Origin of the sequence: Tumebacillus permanentifrigoris (assembly GCF_003148565.1) — a bacterium.
GTDB lineage: Bacteria > Bacillota > Bacilli > Tumebacillales > Tumebacillaceae > Tumebacillus > Tumebacillus permanentifrigoris.
In genome coordinates, this window is sequence record NZ_QGGL01000013.1 from 65805 (window position 1) to 90812 (window position 25008).

At 56.9% G+C, this 25008-nt stretch carries 25 protein-coding genes; 19 read left to right on the top strand and 6 right to left on the bottom strand.

The window, feature by feature from the left end:
- Positions 1–9: 9 nt before the first annotated feature.
- Both C7459_RS23695 and C7459_RS15090 read right to left on the bottom strand, forming a co-directional pair.
- Positions 10–1050, bottom strand: coding sequence for a FecCD family ABC transporter permease (locus C7459_RS23695; protein ID WP_211320404.1), 1041 nt, complete (start codon positions 1048–1050; stop codon positions 10–12).
- Positions 1047–2057: a FecCD family ABC transporter permease gene (locus tag C7459_RS15090; RefSeq protein ID WP_109690135.1), complete on the bottom strand. Its 1011-nt coding sequence runs from the start codon at positions 2055–2057 to the stop codon at positions 1047–1049. The genes C7459_RS23695 and C7459_RS15090 overlap by 4 nt, the downstream gene beginning before the upstream one ends.
- A 129-nt stretch (positions 2058–2186) precedes the next feature.
- Between C7459_RS15090 and C7459_RS15095 the strand changes: the two genes are divergently transcribed.
- Positions 2187–3173: an ABC transporter substrate-binding protein gene (locus C7459_RS15095; protein WP_109690136.1), complete on the top strand. Its 987-nt coding sequence runs from the start codon at positions 2187–2189 to the stop codon at positions 3171–3173.
- Positions 3174–3242: 69 nt separating this feature from the next.
- On the opposite strand, the gene C7459_RS15100 is transcribed toward C7459_RS15095, so the two are convergent.
- Complete coding sequence (locus C7459_RS15100) at positions 3243–4367, bottom strand: GGDEF domain-containing protein (RefSeq protein ID WP_170119485.1); 1125 nt, start codon at positions 4365–4367, stop codon at positions 3243–3245.
- Positions 4368–4520: 153 nt separating this feature from the next.
- On the opposite strand from C7459_RS15100, the gene mobA reads away from it, so the two are divergent.
- The 10 genes from mobA (at position 4521) to groL (ending at position 12715) form a co-directional block, all read left to right on the top strand.
- Positions 4521–5165 (top strand): molybdenum cofactor guanylyltransferase, encoded by a 645-nt coding sequence (mobA, locus tag C7459_RS15105; protein ID WP_281272781.1) that lies wholly within the window; start codon positions 4521–4523, stop codon positions 5163–5165.
- Positions 5158–5661, top strand: a complete 504-nt coding sequence (locus C7459_RS15110) for a hypothetical protein (protein ID WP_109690139.1) — start codon at positions 5158–5160, stop codon at positions 5659–5661. Before mobA ends, C7459_RS15110 begins: the two co-directional genes overlap by 8 nt.
- 40 nt (positions 5662–5701) lie before the next feature.
- Positions 5702–6676, top strand: coding sequence for a molybdopterin-binding protein (locus C7459_RS15115; protein WP_109690140.1), 975 nt, complete (start codon positions 5702–5704; stop codon positions 6674–6676).
- Positions 6676–7923, top strand: a complete 1248-nt coding sequence (locus C7459_RS15120) for a molybdopterin molybdotransferase MoeA (RefSeq protein WP_109690141.1) — start codon at positions 6676–6678, stop codon at positions 7921–7923. The genes C7459_RS15115 and C7459_RS15120 overlap by 1 nt, the downstream gene beginning before the upstream one ends.
- The gene (gene mobB / locus C7459_RS15125) at positions 7920–8546 is read left to right on the top strand and encodes a molybdopterin-guanine dinucleotide biosynthesis protein B (RefSeq protein WP_109690142.1); all 627 of its coding nucleotides are present in this window, start codon (positions 7920–7922) and stop codon (positions 8544–8546) included. Before C7459_RS15120 ends, mobB begins: the two co-directional genes overlap by 4 nt.
- The gene (gene tatA / locus C7459_RS15130) at positions 8516–8776 is read left to right on the top strand and encodes a twin-arginine translocase TatA/TatE family subunit (RefSeq protein WP_109690143.1); all 261 of its coding nucleotides are present in this window, start codon (positions 8516–8518) and stop codon (positions 8774–8776) included. The genes mobB and tatA overlap by 31 nt, the downstream gene beginning before the upstream one ends.
- A gap of 41 nt (positions 8777–8817) precedes the next feature.
- The gene (gene tatC, locus C7459_RS15135) at positions 8818–9567 is read left to right on the top strand and encodes a twin-arginine translocase subunit TatC (protein ID WP_109690144.1); all 750 of its coding nucleotides are present in this window, start codon (positions 8818–8820) and stop codon (positions 9565–9567) included.
- 80 nt (positions 9568–9647) lie between these two features.
- Positions 9648–10409 carry a DUF4230 domain-containing protein gene (locus C7459_RS15140; protein WP_170119487.1) on the top strand — a complete coding sequence of 254 codons (762 nt, stop codon included), beginning with the start codon at positions 9648–9650 and terminating at the stop codon, positions 10407–10409.
- 312 nt (positions 10410–10721) lie between these two features.
- On the top strand, positions 10722–11006 hold the full coding sequence (groES, locus tag C7459_RS15145; RefSeq protein ID WP_109690146.1) for a co-chaperone GroES: 285 nt from the start codon (positions 10722–10724) through the stop codon (positions 11004–11006).
- Positions 11007–11083: 77 nt separating this feature from the next.
- Positions 11084–12715 (top strand): chaperonin GroEL, encoded by a 1632-nt coding sequence (groL, locus tag C7459_RS15150; protein ID WP_109690147.1) that lies wholly within the window; start codon positions 11084–11086, stop codon positions 12713–12715.
- A 97-nt stretch (positions 12716–12812) separates the two neighbouring features.
- On the opposite strand, the gene C7459_RS15155 is transcribed toward groL, so the two are convergent.
- On the bottom strand, positions 12813–13850 hold the full coding sequence (locus C7459_RS15155) for an adenylate/guanylate cyclase domain-containing protein (protein ID WP_109690148.1): 1038 nt from the start codon (positions 13848–13850) through the stop codon (positions 12813–12815).
- A gap of 222 nt (positions 13851–14072) precedes the next feature.
- Here C7459_RS15155 and C7459_RS15160 point away from each other — a divergent pair, with 222 nt between their 5' ends.
- The 6 genes from C7459_RS15160 (at position 14073) to C7459_RS15185 (ending at position 21299) form a co-directional block, all read left to right on the top strand.
- Positions 14073–14339: an acyl carrier protein gene (locus tag C7459_RS15160; RefSeq protein ID WP_109690149.1), complete on the top strand. Its 267-nt coding sequence runs from the start codon at positions 14073–14075 to the stop codon at positions 14337–14339.
- Positions 14336–15538, top strand: a complete 1203-nt coding sequence (locus tag C7459_RS15165) for a class-II aminoacyl-tRNA synthetase family protein (RefSeq protein WP_109690150.1) — start codon at positions 14336–14338, stop codon at positions 15536–15538. The genes C7459_RS15160 and C7459_RS15165 overlap by 4 nt, the downstream gene beginning before the upstream one ends.
- Positions 15528–16028, top strand: coding sequence for a GNAT family N-acetyltransferase (locus tag C7459_RS15170; RefSeq protein WP_109690151.1), 501 nt, complete (start codon positions 15528–15530; stop codon positions 16026–16028). Before C7459_RS15165 ends, C7459_RS15170 begins: the two co-directional genes overlap by 11 nt.
- A complete protein-coding gene (locus C7459_RS15175; protein ID WP_109690152.1) occupies positions 16025–16924 on the top strand; it encodes a hypothetical protein in 900 nt (299 codons plus the stop codon). Before C7459_RS15170 ends, C7459_RS15175 begins: the two co-directional genes overlap by 4 nt.
- A gap of 99 nt (positions 16925–17023) precedes the next feature.
- Positions 17024–18160, top strand: coding sequence for an MBOAT family O-acyltransferase (locus C7459_RS15180; protein WP_109690205.1), 1137 nt, complete (start codon positions 17024–17026; stop codon positions 18158–18160).
- Between the two features lie 10 nt (positions 18161–18170).
- Positions 18171–21299 carry an FG-GAP repeat domain-containing protein gene (locus C7459_RS15185; RefSeq protein WP_170119488.1) on the top strand — a complete coding sequence of 1043 codons (3129 nt, stop codon included), beginning with the start codon at positions 18171–18173 and terminating at the stop codon, positions 21297–21299.
- Between the two features lie 62 nt (positions 21300–21361).
- On the opposite strand, the gene C7459_RS15190 is transcribed toward C7459_RS15185, so the two are convergent.
- Complete coding sequence (locus C7459_RS15190; protein WP_109690154.1) at positions 21362–21619, bottom strand: hypothetical protein; 258 nt, start codon at positions 21617–21619, stop codon at positions 21362–21364.
- A gap of 428 nt (positions 21620–22047) precedes the next feature.
- Entirely contained in the window at positions 22048–22185 is a 138-nt protein-coding gene (locus C7459_RS24230; protein ID WP_484419014.1) for a putative holin-like toxin, read from the bottom strand.
- A 250-nt stretch (positions 22186–22435) separates the two neighbouring features.
- Here C7459_RS24230 and C7459_RS15195 point away from each other — a divergent pair, with 250 nt between their 5' ends.
- Together C7459_RS15195 and C7459_RS15200 are read left to right on the top strand one after the other, a co-directional pair.
- The gene (locus C7459_RS15195) at positions 22436–23065 is read left to right on the top strand and encodes a metal-dependent hydrolase (RefSeq protein WP_109690155.1); all 630 of its coding nucleotides are present in this window, start codon (positions 22436–22438) and stop codon (positions 23063–23065) included.
- A 186-nt stretch (positions 23066–23251) separates the two neighbouring features.
- Positions 23252–25006: an acyltransferase family protein gene (locus tag C7459_RS15200; RefSeq protein ID WP_109690156.1), complete on the top strand. Its 1755-nt coding sequence runs from the start codon at positions 23252–23254 to the stop codon at positions 25004–25006.
- Positions 25007–25008 lie beyond the last annotated feature (2 nt).

Below are 25008 nucleotides of genomic sequence, written 5' to 3' on the forward strand. Positions count from 1 at the left end.
CACTCCCTTCTAGCGATTGCGGTTCGTGTACAGCAGATAGATGAAAAAAGGCGCGCCGACTGCCGCTGTGAAGATGCCCACCGGCAGATCGAGCGGGGCGAAGGCCGTCCGCGCCACCCAGTCTGCCAATAGGACGATCAACGCGCCGACCAGCCCGGAGACAGGGAGCAAGATCCCCATCGACGGCCCGACGAGCTTGCGTCCGATATGCGGCGCCAAGAGGCCGACAAATCCGATCGCACCTCCTGCCGCTACAGCAGCCCCAGCGAGGGAGACGGAGATCAGCAACAGCAGCACGCGGTGTTTTTGCACAGGATGTCCGATGCCCGTCGCCACTTCATCGCCCAACTGCTGGGCATTGAGCGAGCGACCGAATATCATCGCCAGCGGGAGGAAGATCACCAGCCAAGGCAACAGGTACAGAACCACTTTCCAGTTCGTCCCGTAAACCGAGCCTGCCATCCACGTGACCGCTCGTGCGGTCAGGTAGATCGGCGACATCACCGTCATCAGCGTCGTCAAGGAATTGGTTGCTGCGTTGAGGCCGACTCCGATCAAGACCAACCGCAACGGCGTGATGCCGTTTTTCCATGAGAGCAGATAGAGGAGGGCGGTGACCAAGACCGCACCGAGCAGGGCGGCGATGGGGAGGAGTTGGATGCTCACCCCTTCTAATTTGGTCAAAAACAACACGGCGGCCACCGACGCCCCACCTGTGATGCCGATCACATCCGGGGAGGCGAGGGGGTTGCGCACGATCCCTTGCAAGATCGCGCCCGACATCGCCAGCGAGACGCCGATCATCACCGCGATCACAGTCCGAGGCAAGCGCAAGGAATGCACGATCAGGGTATCCTGCGCAGTTCCAGCACCGAAGAGAACGTTGAGGACGCGCAGCGGCGAGATGCTGACTTGGCCTGTACCTGTCGACAGGACGAACACGGCGAACGTGGCGAGGAGCAGCCCGATCAGAATCGACAGCGACTGGCGATGGAGCAGCAGGGAGAACCGCAGACGGGCATTGCGCACGTGAAAATAGGGTCGCTTCATGAACGCGTCACTCCTTTGCGTGCGACATAGACGAAAAAGGGAACGCCGAGCAGAGCGGTCATCACGCCCAGCGGCACTTCCTTGGGCATCGCGACGAACCGAGCGGCGATATCGGCGGTCAGCACGAACAACGCGCCGAGCAACATGGCATAGAGCATCACCCAACGGAGGTTCAACCCGACCAACGCACGGGCAAAGTGTGGGATGACCAGCCCGATAAAACCAACCGGACCTGCCACCGCCACCGAACCGCCTGCCAACAGGACGACACAGAGCGCGGAGAGCAACTTGATCAACCACGTTTTCTGCCCGAGACCTTTTGCGATGTCGTCGCCGGAACTCAGGATGTTCAATTGCCCAGTGAGCAGGATCGATCCAATCCATCCGACCGCTAGATAGGGCAGCACCGAGGTCAGCAACTCAAGTTTGCGCCCTGAAACCGAGCCGGCGATCCAGAACAGCACATCCTCCATCGCGCGTTCGTTGACGATCAACAGGCCGTGCATCCAAGAGGAAAACAGCGCCGCCATCGCCGCTCCAGCAATCGTCAGTTTCATCGGGGTCAGGCCGTCGCGCCCCAGCGAGCCGAGGGTATAGACGATGCCGCCACTGACAGCTGCGCCTAGAAACGCCACCCATGCGATCTCCGTGAGCGAGGTCATCGAGAACAGCGTGATCGCGACGACTACGAAAAACGAAGCGCCCGCATTGACCCCGAACACCCCCGGGTCAGCGAGCGGGTTGCGCATCAGCACCTGCATCAACACGCCGGATACGCCGAGGCTCGCCCCGATCGCGGTGGCGATCAGCGCACGCGGTACGCGAATTTGTTGGATGACGAGCTGTTCTTGGGTTCCTGTAAAGTGTGTATAGGTCTGGAGAAGCCCTTGCCACGAAGTGTCCACGACCCCCCACAGGATGCTGGCGAACATACCGGCGATCACCAACAGCAAGAGCAGCAGCAGACCTCCAAGTTTCGATTGGTTTTTTTGTAAAAGCACAGTCATGGCACACCTTTCTTCCCTCGTTCAGGTCATCTACAGAATCTTTTGTGCTTGACAGAACACAAGGGCAAGCGCTAATATTCGATATGGGAATGATAATCATTATCAGTGATTGAGAGGAGATTGTCTAGTATGTTGATCCATACTGTTCGTAAAGGAAAGCACAGAAGCTTTCTAATTCTTACTCTACTTCTGTCGTTCTGCCTCCTGCTCGTGGGTTGTGGAACGGATACATCTGCAGCAAAAGACACCGCAACTGCGCAATCCAAGCCCGAACAAGTCCGCACCGTCAAGCATGCGATGGGCGAAACGGAGATCAAGGGCACTCCGAAAAAAGTCGTCATCCTGACCAACGAAGGAACGGAAGCCCTGCTCGCGATGGGGGTCAAACCGGTGGGCGCCGTGAAGTCTTGGACGGGCGACCCGTGGTATCCGCACATCAAGTCGCAGATGGACGGAGTCACCGTCGTCGGGGATGAAGGCCAGCCGAATCTGGAGCTGATCACTTCGCTACAACCCGATCTGATCATCGGGAACAAGCTGCGCCAGGAAAAAGTCTACGAGCAATTGAAGGCGATCGCGCCGACCGTGTTCTCCGAGACGTTGCGCGGCGATTGGAAAAGCAACTTTAAACTCTATGCAGAAGCTTTGAACAAAACGTCAGAGGGCGACAAGGTGCTGACCGCTTGGGATCAAAAAGTGGCCGATTTCAAGAAAAGTGTCGGGGACAAAGTCAACACCCAAGTTTCGATGGTTCGCTTCATGCCGGGCAAGACCCGCATCTACTACAACGACACCTTCTCCGGCATCATCTTCAAAGAACTGGGCGTCAAGCGCCCGGCGACCCAAGACAAACCGGAGTTCTCGGCTGACATCACCAAGGAGCGCATCCCGGAGATGGATGGCGATGTGTTGTTCTACTTCACCTACGAAACGGGCAATGGGCAAGCGTCCAAACTGGAGCAAGAATACCTGAGCGACCCGTTGTTCCAAAACCTCAAAGTCGTCAAAGCCAACAAAGCTCTCAAAGTCAACGACGCAATCTGGAATACAGCAGGGGGTGTCTTGGCGGCGAACCTCATGGTCGATGACCTGTCGAAGCACCTGAAAAACCTCTAGACCCAGGGAGCACGCAAAAAAAAGCGCGAAGCCAGCACTTGCTGGCTTCGCGCTTTTTTACAGGTTCGATCAAGTTGTAACGGTGCTTTTCTCCATCTCCTGCGAGTACCGCACCGTGCGGTTTTTGCCGGTGCGCTTGGCGACGTACATCGCTTGGTCGGCGCGGTCGATGAGTTGCTGGTGGTTGCTGCAATTCAAGGGGAAGGAAGCTACGCCCACGCTGACGGAGACGTTCAACAACTCGCTCGTCGGGACTGGCACCCGCAGGCGTTCGACCTCGCGACGGAATTGCTCCGCGACTTGGTATCCGCTCTCCATCTCAGTCTCCGGTATGATCAACGCCAATTCCTCACCGCCGATGCGGCAGGGGATGTGGTAGGTGCCCTTGCACAACTCATTCAGACGCTGGGAGATCGTGCGCAGCACTTCATCGCCGACCGAATGCCCATACGTATCATTGACTTGCTTGAAGTTGTCGATATCGATGATCACCAGAGTCAGCGGTTTGCCGTGCTGCTTGGCGATCTCCGCCTCGATGACGATCCGGCTGTGAAAGTAATTGTGGTTGTGCAGGTTGGTCAATTGATCAAGCACCGCTTTTTGGTGCAAATCATTCGTGTACTCGGCCACTTGGCGATTGATCGACTCCATCTCACGTTTGAGGTTATCCTTCTCCTCGGAGGCCAGACGTTCGCGCTCAGCGACGAGTTGGCGCTGGTGCTCGACATACGAGAACATCGGAAATACGATGGAGATCCCGAAAAACACCACGCATCGAAATCCTAACTCGCGCCACTCCAATGTGCCGGATGCGAGGATGAGTGTGCACAGGTACAGGGCATTGACGGCAAGCGTGAACGTGACGCTGATCCACTTGTTCCAGCGCTGGGTGAAGGCCGCCATCGCCATCGTGAGGTAATAATAGTAGTACAAATCGCTAGAAAATCCACCATCGGCGGAGATCATCACCGAGACGACGAGCGGATCGAGCAGGATGGTCGCATACCAGATGCGCCATCTTTTGCCCCAGCGGTTGTACCCCACGGCTATCGCGAGCGACGTTGCCGCGTAATAGAGGAACGCCCATTGCATGAACGGGTTCTGAATAAACAGCAACAACAGCAACGCGAAAAAACACCGTGACGTGACCAAAAAAGCTTCATAATTGGTCAGGAATCGAAGGATGGGCAACATAGCGGGAACGACTCCTTTCCATAACGTCAAGAGGCTGGTTGTCTGGTGTGTATTTGCAAATTTCATCACAAACAGGGATAGTAGTAGTGTAGCATACGCTTCTAATATATGACAGTAGTCCTAGAGGAGATTTTTTCAACAAATCCATCACTTATGAAGAATTTAAACGAGAATTCAAGCGCTCAAGGCATCTTTTTATCGGGCGGAGCTTCCACGCGCATGGGTGTGCCCAAGCAGTGGCTACCCTTCGCGAACACTCCTTTGTTTTTGTACACCTATGATCGACTGAGGACGGTATGTCAGGATGTAGTGATCGTGACGAACGATCATGCGGAGCAGTTGCGCTACCGGGACCTTGGACTTAGGACCACTGCGGATCTCTACCCCCACCAAGGCCCGCTCGCCGGGCTCCATGCTGGGTTGCAAGGACTGGAACCGGACGCTGCGGCCGTGCTGCTCGGCTGCGACCTTCCGTTTCTGCGCGCAGATGTGTTGCGAGATCTGCTGGACGCGCTAGAGGAGAACCCGGAGCTCGATGCTGTGGTACCCTGTGATGGGGAGCATGTCTACCCTGTCTGCGCGGTGTATCGAGCGCGGGTGCGGGAGGTGGCCGAGGTTTGTTTGGCGCGTGGGGACAATGCGATGCGTCGCTTTTTGCAGAAATTGCGTGTACACAACATCCCGACGGAGCGGTGGTCTGCACTGACCCCCGATCCGTTTTTCAACATGAACACGCCTGAGGAGTACCGAATCGCGTGTACCTTATGGAAGAGAGAGGGTTTACCACATCATGACTGAATACTTGTTGGCATTAGGATACGGCGGCGACCGCGAGGCGTCCGCTTGGTTTGAATGGAACTTCCGGTGCAAGATCGGCGAGGAGCAAAAAAGCGACTTCGCCGCTCGCGACAAATTCCTGCGCGACTTCATCGCCGGCACAGAAAATGGACAGGAATACGCAATTGTCGCAGAGGACCCGCGCGCTCCCTTTGTCCGCACATTTGCGGAATTTGGCAAGGAAGCGTTGAAGGAGCATCGCGACTTGTTCGTCTTTTACATCCTTGAAGACGCGACCAACCCAAACAATCGCTTCAAACTCTATCTGAAACCGGACGACCCGGAGTCGGAACTGCCCGAGCACCAGATCTACTGTGACGGCTTTGAAGTTCCGCGCAACGCATTGGTCTGGATGCAACAACATGTCGGGTGTCGCTTCTACGTGACCGAGGACCGTTCAGAGATGATGGTCGAATTCCCCTACCAAGGCCCGGAGGAACTGCCGGTACTTCAATAGATACGCCAGAGATACGCCAGTTTGGAGAGGAGGATTACGCATGAAAAAGGAAGTCCGCGTCGAAGCAGCGATTGGGATGCGTCTCGCGCATGACCTGACCCGTATCGTGCCGGGCGTCTTCAAAGGCCGTGCCTTCACGAAGGGGCACATCATCCAAGCGACTGACATCCCCGAACTGCTCAAAATCGGCAAGGAACACATCTATGTCCTCGACCTGAGCGATGGAGAATTGCATGAGGACGATGCCGCGCTGCGCATGGCGGCGGTGCTCGGCGGGGAACACATGGCGCACGAAGAGCCGCATGAAGGCAAAGTGGTGTTGAAGTCTGCGATCCAAGGTCTGCTAAAAGTCAACGTTGAGGGACTTTTTCAGATCAATTCGGTCGATGAAATTGCCGTGGTCTCGCGCCGGACGAACACGGTCCTCGAAGTGGGCGATAAAATTTGCGGATTGCGTGCGATCCCGCTGACGGTCGCGGAGGAGAAAGTGAACCTTGTCGAAAAAATTGCCCGGGAAACGCAGGTCTTCACGATCAAGCCGTTCCAGCGGATGAAAGTGGGCGTGATCACCACCGGTTCTGAGGTGTTGAAAGGCCGGATCGAGGACAAATTCGGTCCGGTCGTGCGTGCGAAGCTGGAGCGGTTTGGTTCGGAAGTTCTCAAACAGAAAATTGTCGGTGACGCGGTGGAGGATATCCGAGCGGCGATCGTGGAGTTTCATGCACAAGGGGCGGACATGGTGATCTGCACGGGCGGCATGTCGGTGGACCCGGATGACCGGACGCCAGGCGCGATCAAAGCGGCGGCGACACAGGTGGTTTCATATGGGATGCCGATGTTGCCAGGCTCGATGCTGATGTTGGCATATCGGGAGACGATGCCGATTTTCGGGTTGCCGGGCTGTGTGATTTTTGATGAGTTCACGTCGTTCGATCTGCTTTTGCCGCGTGTGTTGGCAGGAGAGACGGTGACGCGAGCGGAGATTGCAGAGTTGGGACATGGAGGGTTGTTGTGATGGAGAGCTTTCTCACGCTAGAAGCGGCGTGGGAGGAGACGATGTCGCGCACAGCGGCACTGGGTACGGAGGAAGTGGAGCTTATGGACGCCTACGGGCGTTTTTTGGGCAAAAAGGTCACGGCCCGCCTGCCGTTCCCGGCGTTTGATCGCTCGGCGTTGGATGGATATGCGGTCCGTGCCGCCGACCTGAAAGACGCGCCGGTCACCCTCCGCGTCCTCGAAGAAGTCGGAGCGGGCCAAGTGCCCACGCAAGTTGTCGGCACAGGGCAGGCCACCCGCATCATGACAGGGGCCCCGATCCCTGTAGGCGCCGACGCGATCGTCAGGCTGGAAGTGACGGAGCGCGTAGATGGGTCACACGAAGCTCAGACTGTTCCTCATGTCCGAATTTTACTTACGGTTGCTGCAGGGGAAGCGATCTCGCGCCAGGGCGAAGACACGCCTGCAGGGGCACTATTGCTGGAGGCAGGGTGCCAGATCGGCGGGGCAGAGTTAGCCGTCTTGGGAGCCAATGGCGTGGATCGGGTCACCGTCTACCGCCGTCCTCGCGTGGGCGTGATCGTGTCTGGCGCGGAGGTCCGTCCTGCGGGCCAGTCGTTAGAAGCGGGACAAGTCTATGACAGCAACGGCCCCATGCTGGCAGGGCTGATCCGTGAACAAGGCGGTCACCCCATCCTGTACGGGCAAGTTGGCGATGACCTCGAAGCCACGGCACGTCTGGTGAAAAAAGCGGCCGCTTCATGCGACCTCCTGCTCACCACTGGCGGGGTGTCGGTCGGAGATTATGACCTGATGCGCGATGCCTATGTCCAAGCCGGGGGCGAGCTGCTTTTCTGGAAAGTCTCGATGCGTCCGGGCACTCCCGTGACGTATGCCCGCGTTGGGGCGACCCCTGTCTTCGGCTTGTCGGGCAATCCGGCGGCGGCGTTCATCAATTTCGTGCTGCTCGTTCAACCTGTCCTGCGCAAACTCGCAGGTCACGCACAACCCGAACACCGCCCCGTGAAGGCCATGCTCGACAGCCAGATCGACGCTCGCGTCATCGGGCTCGACCGCTTCCTGCGGGTGAACCTGATCATGCAGGAGGCCGTCCTGACCGCCGTCCTGCCCACCCACAGCCAAAAAGCGGGCATCCTCACCACGCTTCCCCACACCGATGCGCTTCTTCGCATACCCGGAGGCACATCAGTCCAGCACGGACAGCTCGTGGACGTGTACCCACTGCAACGAGGTGTCCACACATGACAGATGTGAACAAGCCAGCCTCGAAGGCAGGAGACCCATTGCTCCCCACCGTCCCCACGCTCGCCATCGTCGGCTACAAAAATTCGGGCAAAACCACGCTCGTCATCAGGCTCGTGGAACGCTTCAAACAACTCGGCTATCGTGTCGGCACTTGCAAGCACGACGGCGCACATGACCTGCGCCTCGATGGGGAAGGCACCGATTCAGCCAAACACCGGGCGGCAGGTGCGGAAGTGACGCTGGTCGCCGGGCGCGAGCAGGCGTTTTTGCAACAGGTGTACACCGTGGAACCCCCGTTGGAGCACTGGCTGGCCCAACTCTCCGACCCGGCACTTGGTCTGGACCTGATCCTCGTCGAAGGCTGGAAACACTCGGCCCTGCCGAAACTTGTGCTGACCAGTTCGGAGAATCTTGAACACTTGTCGAACGTTCTCGCGTATGCTGTCGATTCCCGTCGCACCCCGATTGCGGAGGGCGGGACAGGGGTGTATGATAGAGAGGATATTGAAGGACTGCTCCATTTGATCCGGTGTCGCGTCCTCCACGACTCGCCACCATCGAACTCATCAAGCAACCCTGGAGGGACAACCGCATGTTTTCCAACATTGGATTTCCGGGCTTAATCCTGATCCTCGCCATCGCGCTGATCATCTTCGGCCCGAGCAAACTGCCGGATATCGGCCGTGCTTTTGGCAAGACCTTGAAGGAATTCAAGTCTGCCACCAAAGGTCTGACCGACGACGATGACGACGATCACAAAGCTCCGAAGCAGATCGAACTCACCAAGACCGAACAACTCCAAGCTCCGCAACACGTGCCGACCGATGCGGTCGTGAAGGCGGAATCCAAGTAATCGCAAATCGCTCCGCCTCTTGAAAAGGAGTGAATGACCCGTTGAGTCTCGAGGAACAACCGTTAGTCAGCCATCTGTCGGAGTTGCGCAAGCGGATCATCTGGGTACTGGTCATCTTCGTACTGAACATGATCATCACGCTTGTCTTCGTCGACCCGATCTATAACTTCTTGGTGCAAGACGCCTCCCGGATGTTCCCGGAGATGAAGGAAATCAAACTGACCGTGCTCGGCCCTGGCGAGATCCTGAAGGTCTACTTCACCGTCGCCGGGATGGCGGCGATCGGTCTGTCGATTCCCTTTTTCCTGTATCATGTCTGGAAATTCATCAAGCCTGCTCTGGAGGAGCGCGAAGCCAAAGTCGCGTTTCGCTACCTGCCGCTGGTCTTCGGCATGTTCGTCGCCGGGATCGCATTTGGCTATTTCTTGGTGTTCCCGCTGTTGTACAAGTTCCTGTATGACCTCGGCAGCCAGCGCTTTATCTTGAACTACACGGCGAGCAATTACTTCTCGTTCATGAACATGATGGTCGTGCCGTTCGGGTTGATTTTTGAAATGCCGGTCGCGGTGATGTTCCTCAGCCGCATCGGGATCATCACCCCGCAGACGCTGATCAAAGTGCGCAAGTATGCCTATTTCGTGATGGTCATCATCGCCTCGATGATCTCCCCGCCCGAGTTGACTTCGCACTTGGCGGTGGCGACGCCGATGATCCTGCTCTATGAGCTCTCGATCGTCGTCTCCAAATGGTCATGGAAGAAACGCAACGCGATGTTAGCCGCGCTCGAGTAGGACCAACAGCCTTTTTCCCTCTGGAAGAAGGCTGTTTTTGGCTACACGAACATACGTTACTTGGAAAGGGGGGAGCCATGTTGAGCGACAAAGCGAACGAACAGTTGATCCGCGACTTGGAGACCGTCCTCAACCAACTCCGCGAAGGGCAGTCCGAAACATCAGCCGCCCTCGCTGCCGATCTGTTGCAAGGACTCGCGCTGCCAACGTTCCAAAAGCCGAAGCTCGGCCTGCGCAAGCGACTCAAGCGTTTTGCGGTGCGTGCTGTGCTCACACTTGCGCTCCTCGGACTCGCCGGTGGTGGCGCGTATGCGTTTTTGGCGCACCAGAACAAGCCGACGATCTCCTCCTTTGTCACCGGGGTGCAAGGCATGGCGAAGCTCGCCACCGCTGAAGCCTACGTGATGACCACGATCGAAGGTCAGGACAACAAATTGTTCGGCTTGGACATCGCGGCCGATCTCCCCGGCACCAAGCGCCACTACATGGTGATCGTCCCGGCGAAGATCCTCGCCGGCGTGAACCTCCAGCAGATCACCGCGTCTGACATCAAATTGGACGACAGCGCGAAAACCGTCGAGATCTCCCTGCCGCATGCAGAAATCCTCGAAGACGCGATCCAGATGAACGACATCAAGCTCTACACCGAGTCCGGCTTGCTGCGCAGCGCGACGACCGCACAGGAAGGCGTGGACCTGATCGCCCAAGCCAGCGTGAAGGAACGCCTGCGTCAACAGGCACAGGACGCAGGATTGCTCAAAAGCGCAGAGGACAATGCCACCCAAGCCTTGCAGAAACTCTACGACCAATTTGGCTACCATGTCGTGATCACATACCGCTGATGTAGCAAAAAGGGCAAGGTCCGTACGCGGGCCTTGTCCTTTTTTGTCACGCGATCCGAGAACTATTCGTGCTCATTCGCGAAAGTCTCTCATAGATATGATGGTGGGCAAGCCGTATAATGAGCAGTATCCCGGGAAAGCCTACGTATTTGTGTGGTGAGAAAAAATTTACAAAAAAAAATTTCGTGATAGCTCTTGCAAAGGATTTGATGTTTGACTATCATAAGAAATGGAATTAGCACTCTCGACGACTGAGTGCTAACAAGTACATTTTTCTTCATACAGAACCATATTTACTGAGGAGGGTTTTGCATGATTAAGCCAATCGGTGACCGCGTAGTCATCAAAGTAGTTGAACGTGAGGAAAAAACAGCATCCGGGTTGTTCCTGCCGGACACCGCGAAGGAAAAGCCGCAAGAGGGCGAGATCATCGCAGTAGGTAGTGGCAAGGTTGTAGGCAACGCTGTCGTTCCGCTGGAACTGAACACCGGCGACCGTGTCATCTACTCCAAGTATGCAGGTACTGAAGTGAAGTATGACGGCGTTGAGTACTTGATCCTGAAAGAAGCGGACGTACTCGCGATCGTCGAGCGCTAGTCGCTCTGCACCACCGACATAGAACAGCGTAGTTTCCCAAATACGTAAACCGACACCCACGTAGGAGGTTTTCGAACATGGCAAAGGAAATTCTCTTTAACGAAGAAGCTCGTCGCGCAATGCTGCGCGGTGTTGATATCCTGGCTGACGCAGTAAAAGTGACCCTTGGTCCGCGCGGCCGCAACGTCGTTCTCGAAAAGAAATTCGGTTCCCCGCTGATCACCAACGATGGTGTGACCATCGCGAAGGAAATCGAACTCGAAGACGCATTCGAGAACATGGGGGCACAACTCGTCAAGGAAGTTGCCACCAAAACCAACGATGTAGCAGGTGACGGTACCACGACGGCAACCGTTCTGGCACAAGCGCTGATCCGCGAAGGTCTGAAGAACGTAACCGCGGGTGCAAACCCGATCGGCCTGCGCCGTGGTATTGAGAAGGCTGTCCGCGTCGCGGTTGAAGAGATCAAAGCGATCTCCACCCCGATCACCGGCAAGGAATCCATCGCCAACGTAGCCGCGATCTCTGCTGGCGACGAAGAAATCGGCACGCAAATTGCCGAAGCGATGGAGAAAGTCGGCAAGGACGGCGTCATCACCGTCGAAGAATCCCGTGGCTTCGTCACCGAAGTTGAAGTGGTTGAAGGGATGCAATTTGACCGTGGCTACAACTCCCCGTACATGGTCACCGATACCGACAAGATGGAAGCGGTTCTCGACGAGCCGTACATCCTGATCACCGACAAGAAAATCGGCAACATCCAAGAGATCCTGCCGGTTCTCGAGCGCGTCGTGCAATCCAGCCGTCCGCTGGTGATCATCGCAGAAGACGTAGAAGGCGAAGCGCAAGCGACCCTCGTCGTCAACAAACTGCGCGGTACCTTCACCTGTGTCGCTGTCAAAGCTCCGGGCTTCGGCGATCGCCGCAAAGCGATGCTGGCGGATATCGCAGCTCTGACCGGTGGTCAAGTGATCACAGAAGAGCTCGGTCTGGACCTCAAGTCCACCACCGTTGAGCAACTGGGCCGTGCGCGTCAAGTTCGCGTCACCAAGGAAAACACCATCATCGTCGATGGTTTCGGTGACAAAAACGACATCAACGCACGAGTCAACCAGATCAAAACCCAACTGGAAGAAACCACTTCCGAGTTTGACAAGGAAAAGCTCCAAGAGCGCCTCGCGAAGCTCTCGGGCGGCGTAGCGGTCATCAAAGTCGGCGCTGCGACCGAAACCGAATTGAAAGAGAAAAAACTGCGCATCGAAGACGCCCTGAACGCAACCCGCGCTGCGGTTGAAGAAGGGATCGTTTCTGGTGGTGGTACTGCGCTGGTCAACGTGATCCGCGCACTCGACAATGTGGTTCTCGAAGGCGACGAAGCGACCGGCCTGAACATCGTCCGCGTTGCACTCGAAGCTCCGATCCGTCAAATCGCGACCAACGCAGGTCTCGAAGGCGCGGTCATCGTCGAGCGTCTCAAAAAAGAAGAGATCGGCGTCGGTTTCAACGCTGCGAACGGCACTTGGGTCAACATGTTGGAAACCGGCATCGTCGACCCGGCGAAAGTCACTCGTTCCGCACTGCAAAACGCTGCATCCGTTGCAGCACTGTTCCTGACCACCGAGGCTGTCATCGCTGACAAGCCGGAGAAAAAAGGCGCAGGCGGCATGCCAGACATGGGCGGCATGGGCGGTATGGGCGGCATGATGTAAGAAAAACAGGCACCTCTTCGGAGGTGCTGTTTTTTTTGTGGAGATCTATTAAAAAAGACAGTGCCCCGAATGTGGGTCACTGTCTTTTTTCGTCCCCCTAAAACCACACGCGTACCAATTCCGTATCCTGTTCCTTGCCGCGCAGTTTGACTTCCCCGAGGCGCTCCCAGCGGAACCAGTAGGTGTCTGACAGGGTGCGGATGCGCTGGAAGAGCTCGCCGGAGATCAGGCAGTCCACCTCTTGGAATTTGCACTCCTCCTGCAGGCGGGCGGCGGTGTTGACGACGTCGCCGAGGAACGCGATCTCGCGCTTGTTGTCCCCGATCTCGCACGTGACGACCGGGCCGCCGTGCAAGCCGACCCGAAACTCTGGGCAGATGCCGTAGCGATGTTGATAGCGGTGGTGCAGCCGGTTGATGGTCTCGGAGATCAATTTGTAGCAGCGGATGCAATTGCCATGCCGCATGCCGGTTTTGATCGGCCAGGAGACGATGACGGCATCCCCGACATACTTGTAGATCTCACCTTTGGTGCGGACGATGCTGTTGGTGATGTCAAAAAGGAAGTCATTTAAAAAGTCCTGGTAGCGGAGGTCGCCAAGCTTCTCGGCAATTTCGGTGGAGCCTTTGAGGTCTAGGAACATGAAAATTCGTTCCTCCTCGACGGGACGGTGGTACTTGCCGGTCAAAAAGTAGCGGAGCATGTTGCGCCCGACCAACCGACTGAACATGTTGTAGACGTTGAGGAGAAAGGTCAGGGCGAGGATCAACAAGGCCACCACGAAAAAAGCGCGGTTGAGCGTGATCTCGAAGACCCCGAGGGACAACCACTTTTCAAACCCATACGACAAGGTCAGCCAGATCGTCACCATCGACGCGTAATAGCCGGTGCGCACGGAGACCGCCACGAAAAACCGCACCCGTCGCAACCAGCGGGCAAACAAAAACGTTTCCGCCGCACTGATGCTAAAACTGGTCACCACGCCCGTGAGCGCTCCGGTCACCGCATTCCATAAAATCTTGTCCTCGCTAAGAAAGGAATTCAAAACACCCACAATGATGCCAATAAAGCCGCTGAACAGCATAATCCGAAGTTCGTTCTTCAATATCTCTTTCATGCGTGCAGAGATTTTCAAAGTATCGACATCCTTACTAAAGCCCTTTTTTATAATTCTAAATGCGTTGGTGTTGCATAGCAAGCAATATCGAATGTTCAGAGAGAGTAAGCATTGAAGGAAAGTGGATGTTATCTAATACTTGCAGAAAAGTCGTATACATTTCGGGCTCCCGTATACCCCCACTACGCGATGGCAACGCTAGAGGAAAGATACGGAAACCGGATGGAGGGACCCGATGAGATGACCACACGAGATGAGATCACCGACCAACTGCGGAACTACATCCGCGCAGAATTTGAGATTGAGGCGGACGATGGCGAGTTCACCGACGATGTCCATCTGTTTGATTACGGCTATGTCGATTCGCTCGGAGCGGTGAAGTTGATGGGGTACATCGAGGAGGCCTTTGGCGTGGAAATCACCAACAAAGACCTCATGATGCACGCCATGAACACGCTCAACGAAATCGCGGCAGTCGTCGCGGACAAGGTGGCGGTTGCCCGATGACCGAAACTCGCGTCGACATCTCCCACGTGCGTCCCGAAGTGATCGGACAACTCACCTACTCCACCTATTTCATCGACGAACTCATCCACGACGTGCAGCACGAGGCGGGGGAGCTCACGATTCGACACACGTCGCCCAAAAGCGAGGACGATCTGCGCGCGCGCATCAGCACCCTCATCGAGCGCTTCACCCACGCCGAGTTTGGGTTCAAGGAAGGCATCCTCTCCGAACACCGCGTCACCACACCCTACTCCGGCAACATCCTCGCAGAACTGCTCCAGCAAAACATCGTCAAAGAGCTGGAGCCGGGCCTGTTTCTGTTCCGCGAGCCGTTCGTGTCGCTGCTCCAATTTTTTGACGAGAGCTTTGTGAAAAAAATCGGCCGCCACTTCGGTGCGCAACAGGAATACTACCCGGCGATCATCCACGGCGACACCCTCGACAAAACCAACCATTTCACCTCGTTCCCGGAGCATATCCACTTCGTCACCCACCTGCGTGAAGACTTGGATGTGATCGAGTCGTTCGCTCGCGATGTCCGGCAAGCAGGCGGTTGGGCGGGTCACGCGCCGGCGATCGACCAATCTCACGTCATGGCCCAGCCGCGCTACACGATCAACCCGGCAACCTGCTATCACTGCTACGAAGGCTTGCAAGGGGAAGTGCTGGCGGGTGACGGGGTGGTGCGGACGGCGGTCTCGAAAGTCCACCGCTACGAGTCGAAAAACCACCGCGAGTTCGGACGGTTGCTCGACTTCACGATGCGCGAAGTGATCTTCGTCGGCAAGCCGGACTTTGTGAAGGAGCGGCGGGCGAAATCGATCGAGCTGTTGCAACAGTTGGTGACGGAGTGGGAATTGGATTGCTACATCGAGAATGCCAACGATCCCTTTTTCACCAATGACTTTCAGGTGAAGGCATCGTTCCAGCGCAACCAAGAGATGAAGTACGAACTGCGGATGTCGGTGCCGTACTTGGACCAGACGATCTCCGTCTCTTCGTCCAATTTCCACAGCACGACATTCGGAAACGCCTTTCAGATCAAAGCGGGCAAACGCCCTGCCGTCACCGGTTGCATGGCGTTCGGCCTCGAACGCTGGGTCTTCGCCTTTCTCGCCCAATACGGTCTCGACGAAGCGCGCTGGCCGCAAAAACTGCTCGCTGAGTTCCGCACGTGGAGGGACGGGCATGTCCACTGAGCCAAACGTGTCGATCCGCAGCATGAGCTCCGACGATCTCGACACCGTCGCGGACCTCTACCGGGAGATGTACCGCGAGCAATCCGGCATGGGCATGGTGATGTCCTTTCAGGAGGAAGCGGTGCGCGACTTGCTGGAGGTGCAGGTGAAGTCCCGTTTTTTCATCTCGTTGGTGCTCGTCGACGGAGATCGCGTCACCGGATTTGCCGTGGGGAGCATGATGAAGACCCCAACCAAGTATAAATTGGAAGGTCAGGCCCTGCTCGGCTTCATTCAGGACGTCTACGTACCACCCCTTGCGCGAAAAAGCGGCGCCGGCCGTGCCCTCGTCGCCGCGCTCGAAGCGGCTTTTCGCGCACAAGGCATCTCGTATGTCGAACTCCATGTCCTCGAAGGAAACGAAATCGGTCAGGCGTTCTGGCAGTCGCGCGGGTACCAACCCGTCCTGCGCGTGCTGTACAAACACTTGGACGAAGGTGAGTCGATGTGACGAGACTTCGCTTTTGGCAACGCAATCGCTTCGTGCTCTCCCTGCTGGTGTTGGAGGTGCTCGCAGATACCGCGCTCGCCGCCTGGGACCCGGTCAACAAGTACCCGCAGTTTGACAAGACCGACTACGCCAAGATCCTGCACTTCCACCCGGAGCGTCCGTGGAAGGAGGTCTTTTTTGGCAATTCTGCGGTGATCGCCGGCTACCCGGAGCAGTCCGGCGATCGTCTCAACCTCGGGATTCCGTATGGCGAAGTCACCGACCTCGACGCGCTGCTCAGGAAAAAACTCATCCCCACCCCCCAGCGCATCGTGCTCGGACTGAACGTGTTCACGCTGATGGACCCCTTGCCGAGCAACCCAGGCTATCTCTGGTTCAAAAAGCCCTACGAGCCCTACGTCTATTTCTACCGCTCGCAGTTGAAGGACTACCTGTTGCAAAATGGCAAGGCACTGCTCCGCGGCGATTCGCTCAACAAACCGTTGGACAAAAACGTGATCTACTGGCGTGAACGCTACGTGGGCGCGCTGACTGACGCGCAACTCGACGAGAAACGCACCGAGTATGCCCGCAAATACGGCGCGAGCATGACCCTCGCACACGACTTTCAGGACAATCTCGACGCGCTACAACGGGTCATCGCAACCTGTGAAGAACAGGGCCTCAACCTCAAAGTCGTCTGGACACCGTGGAACCCGTATGATCCATCACCGCTGCACTTGGCGGAGTTACAAAGCGCGGTCAACCCCCTGCTCCACGCGCACCACATCGATGTGCTCGACCTCACGAATGCCTACCCGCGTGAGGATTTTCACGACCTTGGGCATCTGGAGGTCAACCGTGGGGCGCCGAAGTTTACGAAGGATGTGGACACATGGCTTCACCAACACAAGTAGCCCGCTCCTTGCTTGAGGTGGTCGGGTATCTGCTGATGCTTCTGCTCGTGCTGATCTTCTTCACCGGGCAGGGCACGTTCATCTACGAGGGGTTCTAGCATGTGGTATCTGAACGTCTCGTACATCCTCGCCCTCTGCGGGCTGGTGCTCGTCCTGCTCGCGTTGATGCGCGTGACGAGCGGTTCCGTGAACGCATGGGTGCGCAAACTCCTGCTGCTGGTGTTTGGCGTGGGGTTTCTCTATGCGTATGACCCGGCGTTGCTGGGGTTCTATCTGGGATACATCGCGGTGAATTACCTGTTCACTCTCGCGATCCTCTCCGTGCCGAGGGGGAAAAAAACAACTTTCATCGCGAGCATCGTCTTCAACGTCGGCGTGCTGACGACATTTCGGTTGGCGCATGAGCTGAACTTGCTGCTGACCGTCGGGCTGATCTACAACCTGTTGAAGGCGATCGACGCGCAGTACTACGCCTATTACGTGGAGCGCCGCGTGGCGGTGCTACACTTTTTGCTGTACATGCTGTTCATCCCGACGTTCACCTCGGGGCCAATTCTCAAGTTGAAGGACTTTGACGACGATCTCGGAAAAGCGTACAAGCCCGATGCCGCACGCGTCGAAGTCTCGACCAAGCGGATCATCGAAGGGCTGTTCAAAAAAATTGTGCTCGTCGCCTTGCTCTGGCCGCTCTACAACTTCCTGCTCGCCAAGGATTTGAACATCGGGTGGAGCACGTTGGTGTTGCTGACCTACTACATCCTGCTCTACTTCGACTTCTCCGGCTACTCCGACATCGCGATCGGATTCGGCACGCTGCTCGGCTTCCGCATCCCGGAGAATTTCAAAAAACCGTTCTCGTCACCGACGTTCACGGTGTTCTGGCGCAACTGGCATGCGTCGCTCGGGGATTGGTTCCGCGATCATGTTTTTCTCGTGTTGTCGCGGCGGAACATGTCGCGCATGGTTGCGGGCGGGGTGTCCTTGCTCATCATGATCGGGGTCGGGTTGTGGCATGGCTTTGATTGGCTGTTCCTCGGCTGGGGCCTCTACCACGGGGTGTTGCTCCTGTTGGAAAACCTGCTAAACCTGACCACGGTGAACAAGCGCAAGGCGCATCCAGCGTACTACTGGTCGCGGGCGCTGGTGACGAATGCGGGTGTGGCGTTTGGCACGATCTATTTTAGCAAGGACTTGGCGACGGCTGGACGGATTCTACACGGCTTCACGCACTGGTAGGAGGTGCCGCATGAAAAGGAAATTTTTGATCCTGACGCTGATCCTCACCCTCGTTGGCAGCGTGACCGTGTATTCGACCGTCCATAGCGAAGTGGCGCAGTTGCAGGCGATGGTGCTGTATGAGCAAGGGACGACGGGGTATCTCGATGCGTATCAGGATTTGAAGCAGTCGCTGGTGGCGAACTTGCAGACGGAGAGCGTCACGATGCAAGAGGTGGCGCGCAAAGACCTCTCCCACTACCGCGTGATCTACGTCGATCCGTCGATTCTGCAAGACAGCAAGCGCGGTGCTGTGGTGAACCAGCTCACGGAGTATGTGCGCGCTGGCGGCTGTCTGTTCATCGAGGATGGAGTGCGCGAGGCGTTCCCTGCGGAGTTGCTAGGGGCGCGGGAGTTTCGCGAGGTGCAGAGTCTGCCGCTGGAGCTGGAGTTCCCTGTCGTGCGGCAGAACCTGCGCGGGATGCAAGCGGTCGTGCAGGACTTCCACGAACAGTGGAAGGGCTTTCGGGATGTCGTGCAAGGGAAACCAACTGCACAGCAATCAAAGGTTGAGAGCGATGCCTTCCGAACGAGTTCAGCGAACGGCGGCGCAGGCAGTACCTCGAAAGCCGTGGCTGCGGCGGGTTACGGTTTCGGTATGGTTCCATCCACGGCAGAACCGCTCGTGAATTCGCAAGGTCTCGCGCTGTTCACCGTCAACCGCGTCGGCGCGGGCTCGGTGTTTTTTGCCAATGCGCTGTTGCCGAACCATCGCTATGGGGCGGGGTTTGATCTACAGGGCAAGCCGTACTTCAACTTCACGGTGGCGACGGCGAACTTTCTCCTGCGCAACGAGTTCGCCGCCTATGCTGCGAAGGAGCAGGATGGATTGGTCGTGAAAAAAGTCCTCGGCACCTACGGTCGTCCGGCCGTGGCCTTCCAAAACCACTTCGAAGTCGCCTCTGCTGTTCGCGATGGTGCGATGGAAAAGTATCTGGAACTGGTGAAAAAGTACGAGGAGATCCCGTCCTATTCACTCGCCCGCTCGCTCTACGAATGGGCGCACTGGACGGAGAGCGTGATCTACCATCTCAACACCGGCACCGGCAGTGCCCCGAAGTACATCGGAGAGGAAGCAGACTCGCAGTACGCCTCCGGGCGGCATCCGCTGGTGGAGAGCAAGTATCTGACCTTGAATCCACTCCCCGAGCAACGCTACCTCGCGGAGGCTGTCGATCTCCCGAACCGCGCCTATCCAAGCGTGGCGGACGTCAACGGAGACCAAGTCCCGGACTTGGTCGCAGGGAGTGCGGACGGGGCGGTGTATGTTTTCCAAGGGCGGAGTGCGCAGGTGCCGTGGCAACTCATGAAGTCGGTCAAGCTGCAAACCACCGCTGGGCGAGACATCTCCGCAGGTCGCGATGCCGCACCTGTCCTCTGCGATCTGAACAAGGACGGGCAGGTCGACCTCATCGTCGGCAACGCGGAGGGGGAAGTCGTCGCCTACTTGAATGCGGGGAATATGAAGTTCTCCAGCCCGCGCGTCCTGATCCCGCAATCGGCAGGCTTGCGCGAGGCCGCTCCTGATATCGGAGACGTCGATCACGACGGGGCTGCCGATCTCGTCGTAGGCGATGCGGAGGGGCGGGTGCTGTTGTTCAAAGCGATTGCCGATACCGGAAGTGAAGGCGCTATTTCGAGGCCAACGGGTGCAAGTGCGAAGGGCCAAGCAAACGCTGTCGGGGCCGCATCGCAACCTGACGCTCGCGTCTGGGTGCGTTTTTCCAAAGGGATTCCGATCGCGGGGGATGTCGGGAAGTTCGCCGCCCCACGGCTTGTGGACTTCGATGGAGACGGGCAACTCGATCTGGTCGTCGGCAACGACTATGGCTACCTCCAAAAGTTTCGCCACACCAGCACAGGCTGGGTGGACGCGGGATATGTGGAGGGCGAGACGTACAATCCGTTTGGCAACAAGCGGCTCTGGAGCGGACACAACGCCGTGCCCTGCTACGCTGATCTCAACGGAGACGGCAAGCCCGACCTGATCGTCGGGCAAGTCGAACACGGCATGGCGACTCCGATCGACTCGCCAGCCTTTCCGTACCGAAACGAACTCAAGCGCTCGCTCACGGCGATGCAAGAGGCGGGGATCGAGATCCAACCGCATCTTTTTTTCCACAACTTCAAGAGTGCGGAGCAGGAGCGGACGGAGATCGACTTGCACCGCAGGGCATTTGCCATGTACAGTCTGCCGTGGGATCATGTCGGCGCCAATCAGCACACGTGGCGGATCAACCAACTCGATCCGGCGCAGACGTTGTTCAGTCAGCAAGCGGGTGGGATCGCATGGAATTCGGGCTTTAAACCTGCGAACCATCCAGTGACGCCAAGCGAGGGGCGCGAGTATGCGTGGAGCGTGCCGTTTTTTCTCGCCCAAGGGGAGCAGACGCAACCGATGCTGCTGTTCAACCCGGCACCTAATCCGACCGCACATGCGGCGGTGTACCCGTCGATTGCGCGACATGACCTGCCTGTGAGCGTGTTCCAGCACGTCGAGTACCCGGTGTTGCAGGAAGCGGGGCGCAAGGAATTGGAGCAGACGGCACAGTTTGTGGACAAGTTCCGCACCGACAACGATTACAATTTCATGACGGAGGAGCAGATGTTCCGCACCTTCCGCACGGTGTTGGGGTCGCGGGTGGAGCTCGTGCCAGCGTCGAGCGGCACGCAGTTCAACCTGCGCGTCACCCCGCCCGCCGATGCCAAGTGGCTCGGTGACTACTTGAAAGTGCTGGGCGTGAAAGTCGAGCTCGGTGAAAAGTTCGCCGGGCAACAAGTCCAGACGGATGCCGACCTCTACATGCGCAAGGGCAACGATCTCTACATGGGCGTCTGGCAGAAGGCCACGTTCACCATCGTGCCCACGGCCGCCGCAGAAACGCCACACCTCACCCGCGCCAATGTGCCGATCGAGGTGCAGACGGAGGGAAACCGCATCACCCTCGACGTGCTGGGCAAGGCTCTCCAACAGATGAAGTTCTACGCCCCCAATGGCTTGCAGGTCGACAGTGCAGGATGGGCCGTAAAACAAGCGGGCGAGCAGTACGTGCTGACCCGGTACGGCGATGTGACCCAACTGCGCGTGCAGTACAAGTAAACAGCAGGTACGCAAAAAAGGGATGTGTCCACGTGGACACATCCCTTTTTCACAAGCGCGAACTACGGAGTTACGACGAGCTGATACTCGTGCGTGACACCCTGCATCGAGGTAACGCGCAGGATCATCTCGGAGGTCAGGTCGGCATCGCCGGTCATCAGACCCAAGCGTTGCGCTTCTTGGATGGAAAGAGAAGCCCATGCGTCCGCTTGGTTGAGATCGCCGTAGGGAGCGGGTGTATTGGCAGAAGCCGTAATCGGCGCGAGTGATGTGGTTAAAACCAAGGATGCCAGCAGCCATTTGGGGGTATTTGAACGCAAAATTAATTCCTCCAGTTTACTCAAATAAAAGTAGATGATTACTGGATCATAACACAACTTCAATTCCAGATATATACATATAACCCAGAATGTTTAGGAGTTTTGGAACGGGAGTCTCAGGTAGACTGAGTATATGGGCAAGTTGAAGGCACACAAGATTCGTCATGATCTTGAAAATGATCACAGTTTAAAGCGAACCGAGTGCCACGATCACTGTGGATTTCTAGGAATTGAAACGGTCGTGTTAAGCAGTTGAGAATCTGTCACAGCTTGTGGTAGAATAAATTCACAAGCAGTGCCGTAAACTAAAAAATGACCGCAGGTGCTAGATACACCCACGGTCGTTTGCAAAACTGATACCCGTCAAGGGTGTCGGCTCGAAAGTTTAGAAATAGACCTCTTCCAAGCCGGGGAAGCTCAAGGGAGGTCTATTTCTTTTTGGTTAGGTTGAGTATGCCGAGAATAATCGTCAAAATTCCGAAAATGATCGCAGCTACTAGCGTACCGAATGCAATCACGACTGTCAGAATTTGAAATTCCGTCATACCGATCTCACCCCCTTTCATGAGGGGATGAGCCGACCGCCCTTGAGGAGCCTATTCAGTTGTGCTGGTAGTATTCTACCATAGGAGAATATAAAGAGGAACACTCGTTCCTTAGATGGCGATAAAAACTTTAGTTTTGCATGTAAGGTAGTATTTGAAAAGACCTCACCACCAGACCCTGCTGGCGGAGGTCTTTTTTTCTACGTAAAAAGGGTTTTGATGCCTCCGCATCGAACGTATGTTTGTATAAATCGAAACGGAGGCGTTACCCATGATGGGGCGTACACATATGATGTTGGGAGCTCTAACAGGTGCTTTATTGGAAAGTCAGGCGCCAGGCCTTGGCGTTTTGGAAGGAATCCTGATTGGGGCGATTGGCGGTTTGGTACCAGACTTGGATCATCCGAACTCGAAAGCGACCCGCAGCATCGCGCCGATTGCCCTCGGGGGTTCGAGGCGTAATTCGATGGTCTTGATGTCGCTTGGCGTGATGGCTCTGGCTTGGCAAGGGCATCTCCCCTATGACGGTGTGATGGCGATCGCGTGCTGGCTCTTGGTGGCGGCGCTCTCGAAGCACAGAGGGATTACGCACAGTCTGATCGGGCTCCTGTCCGCAACCTATGCGGTGCACACCTGGCTGGGTGCGTCGTGGATCATCTTTGCGGTCGGGTACGCCTCACATCTGTTTGCAGACATGCTGACAGATCGCGGTGTCCCGCTCCTCTGGCCCTTGCAACTCGACTTCAGTATCCCGACTGGTTTCAGTACGGGTCGCTTTTGGAGCACCTTCGTGGAGAAGTGGATTCAAATGGGGTGTATCCTGTACATAGGCTGGATCTTGGTACCCCATCTCGAACAACTGCTTCGTCTAGCCGAAGCGCAACTTTTGACTACCTTCTGATCGAGTGCGATGGGGAGAAGCCTTGCTCTAGAAACAGAAACCTGGGGCATCGGCCCCATAGGTTTCTTTTTGCATACAGGAATATCGGCAGCGCTCACGGGTTCATTGCAAATTCTTGGTCTTGTTTGCCTACCCCGCAGAATATCACCATAGGAGTGGCACATAAAGGAAAGGAGCCAACCTCACATGAGTCATCCTCTACAGGGTCAAGTCAACGGACGCTACATGGCCGGGTTGGACGGACTGCGAGCCCTCGCTGTGTTGGCCGTCCTCGCGTACCACCTCAACCCGGAATGGGCCCCCGGCGGGCTGCTCGGGGTCGGAGTTTTCTTGGTGCTTTCTGGGTATCTCATCACCGATATCCTCGCTGCTCAGTGGAACCGGTTGGGGCGGCTGGATTTGCAGGACTTCTGGATGCGGCGGGTCAGGCGACTGCTGCCTGCGATGCTTTTTGTATTGGTCGTGGTCTTCGTGTGGGTCGCGATCTTCCGAAGCTCTCAACTCCCCTCGATGTGGGGGGATGGGCTGGCGTCGGTCTTGTACATCAACAACTGGTGGTTGATTTTTCATGACGTCTCTTATTTTGAAAAGTTTGGGCCGAGTTCCCCGTTGGGTCATCTCTGGTCGTTGGCGGTGGAGGAGCAGTTCTATCTCGTCTGGCCGTTTCTGTTGCTCGTAGGACTTCGATTTGTACGAAAAAAAGGCTGGTTGCTGGCGCTCCTGCTCACCGGGGCGGCGGCATCCGCTCTGGCGATGGCGTTGCTGTACCAGCCGGGCACCGACCCGAGCCGGGTGTATTATGGGACTGACACGAGGGCATTTGCTCTGCTGATCGGGGCCGCGCTGGCCTTGGTCTGGCCGAGTGGAGAGCTCAAAGCCACCGTCTCGCCACAGGTGCGACTCACGCTCGACCTCGCGGGAGGGACGGGTCTGCTCGTCCTCTTGGCCATGATGCTGTGGAGCAACCAGTACCAAGAATCTCTGTACAGAGGTGGCTTGGTGCTGGTGTCTGTCGCCTCTGCCGCGACGGTGGCGATGCTCGCCCACCCGGCGAGCCGACTTGCGAAGGGGCTGAGTTGGGAACCCTTGCGCTGGCTAGGCGTGCGATCTTATGGCATCTACCTCTGGCACTACCCGGTCGTCGTGCTGTCGAGCCCGACGGTGGATACCGGAGGGTTTGACTTTTTCCGTGCTGCCTTGCAGGTGGTCGCGAGCATCGGACTGGCTGCGCTCTCGTGGGCGTTGATTGAAAAGCCGATCCGCTATCGGGAACCTGCCAAGGTGGTCTCGTATCGAATTCTGACGGCGTTTGCAGTCGTGGCACTCAGCATCGCCAGTCTCGCGGTCGCCTTGCCAACACCTCAGCCCAAGCCAGCCACAGACGCGGTAGCTGTCGTCGCCAGCGTGACTCCACCAGAGCCGATTAGTGAGCCCGCGTCACCTCCACCGAAACATTTGATGCCACCCTCGGGTGAGGGGGTGCTCGCACTAGGCGACTCGGTGATGCTCGACGCGGAACCTTTTTTACAAGAGCTGCTCCCTGGAATTGTGATCGACGCTCAGATCGGGCGGCAGTTGTACGAGATGCCAGCCGTGGTGGAACGCATCAAGTCGGAGGGCAAGCTCGGCAGTCGTGTGATCATCCAGACTGGTACGAACGGGCCTTTTTCCAAGGAACAGTTGCAGTCGTTGCTTGACTCGCTAGGACCTTTGCAACAAGTGATCCTCGTGAACACCCGCGTCCCGCGTCCGTGGGAGAGCGTCGTGAACACAACTTTGAAAGAGGTGGCGGTGGCCAATCCACATACGACATTCGTTGACTGGCATCATGACAGCGAGGGCAAGGACGCCTACTTTTACCCGGACGGCGTTCACCTCAATCCTGAGGGGGCTACGTATTATGCCAAGCTCTTGGCGAATGCGGTCGAGGTGGCAGATTGATG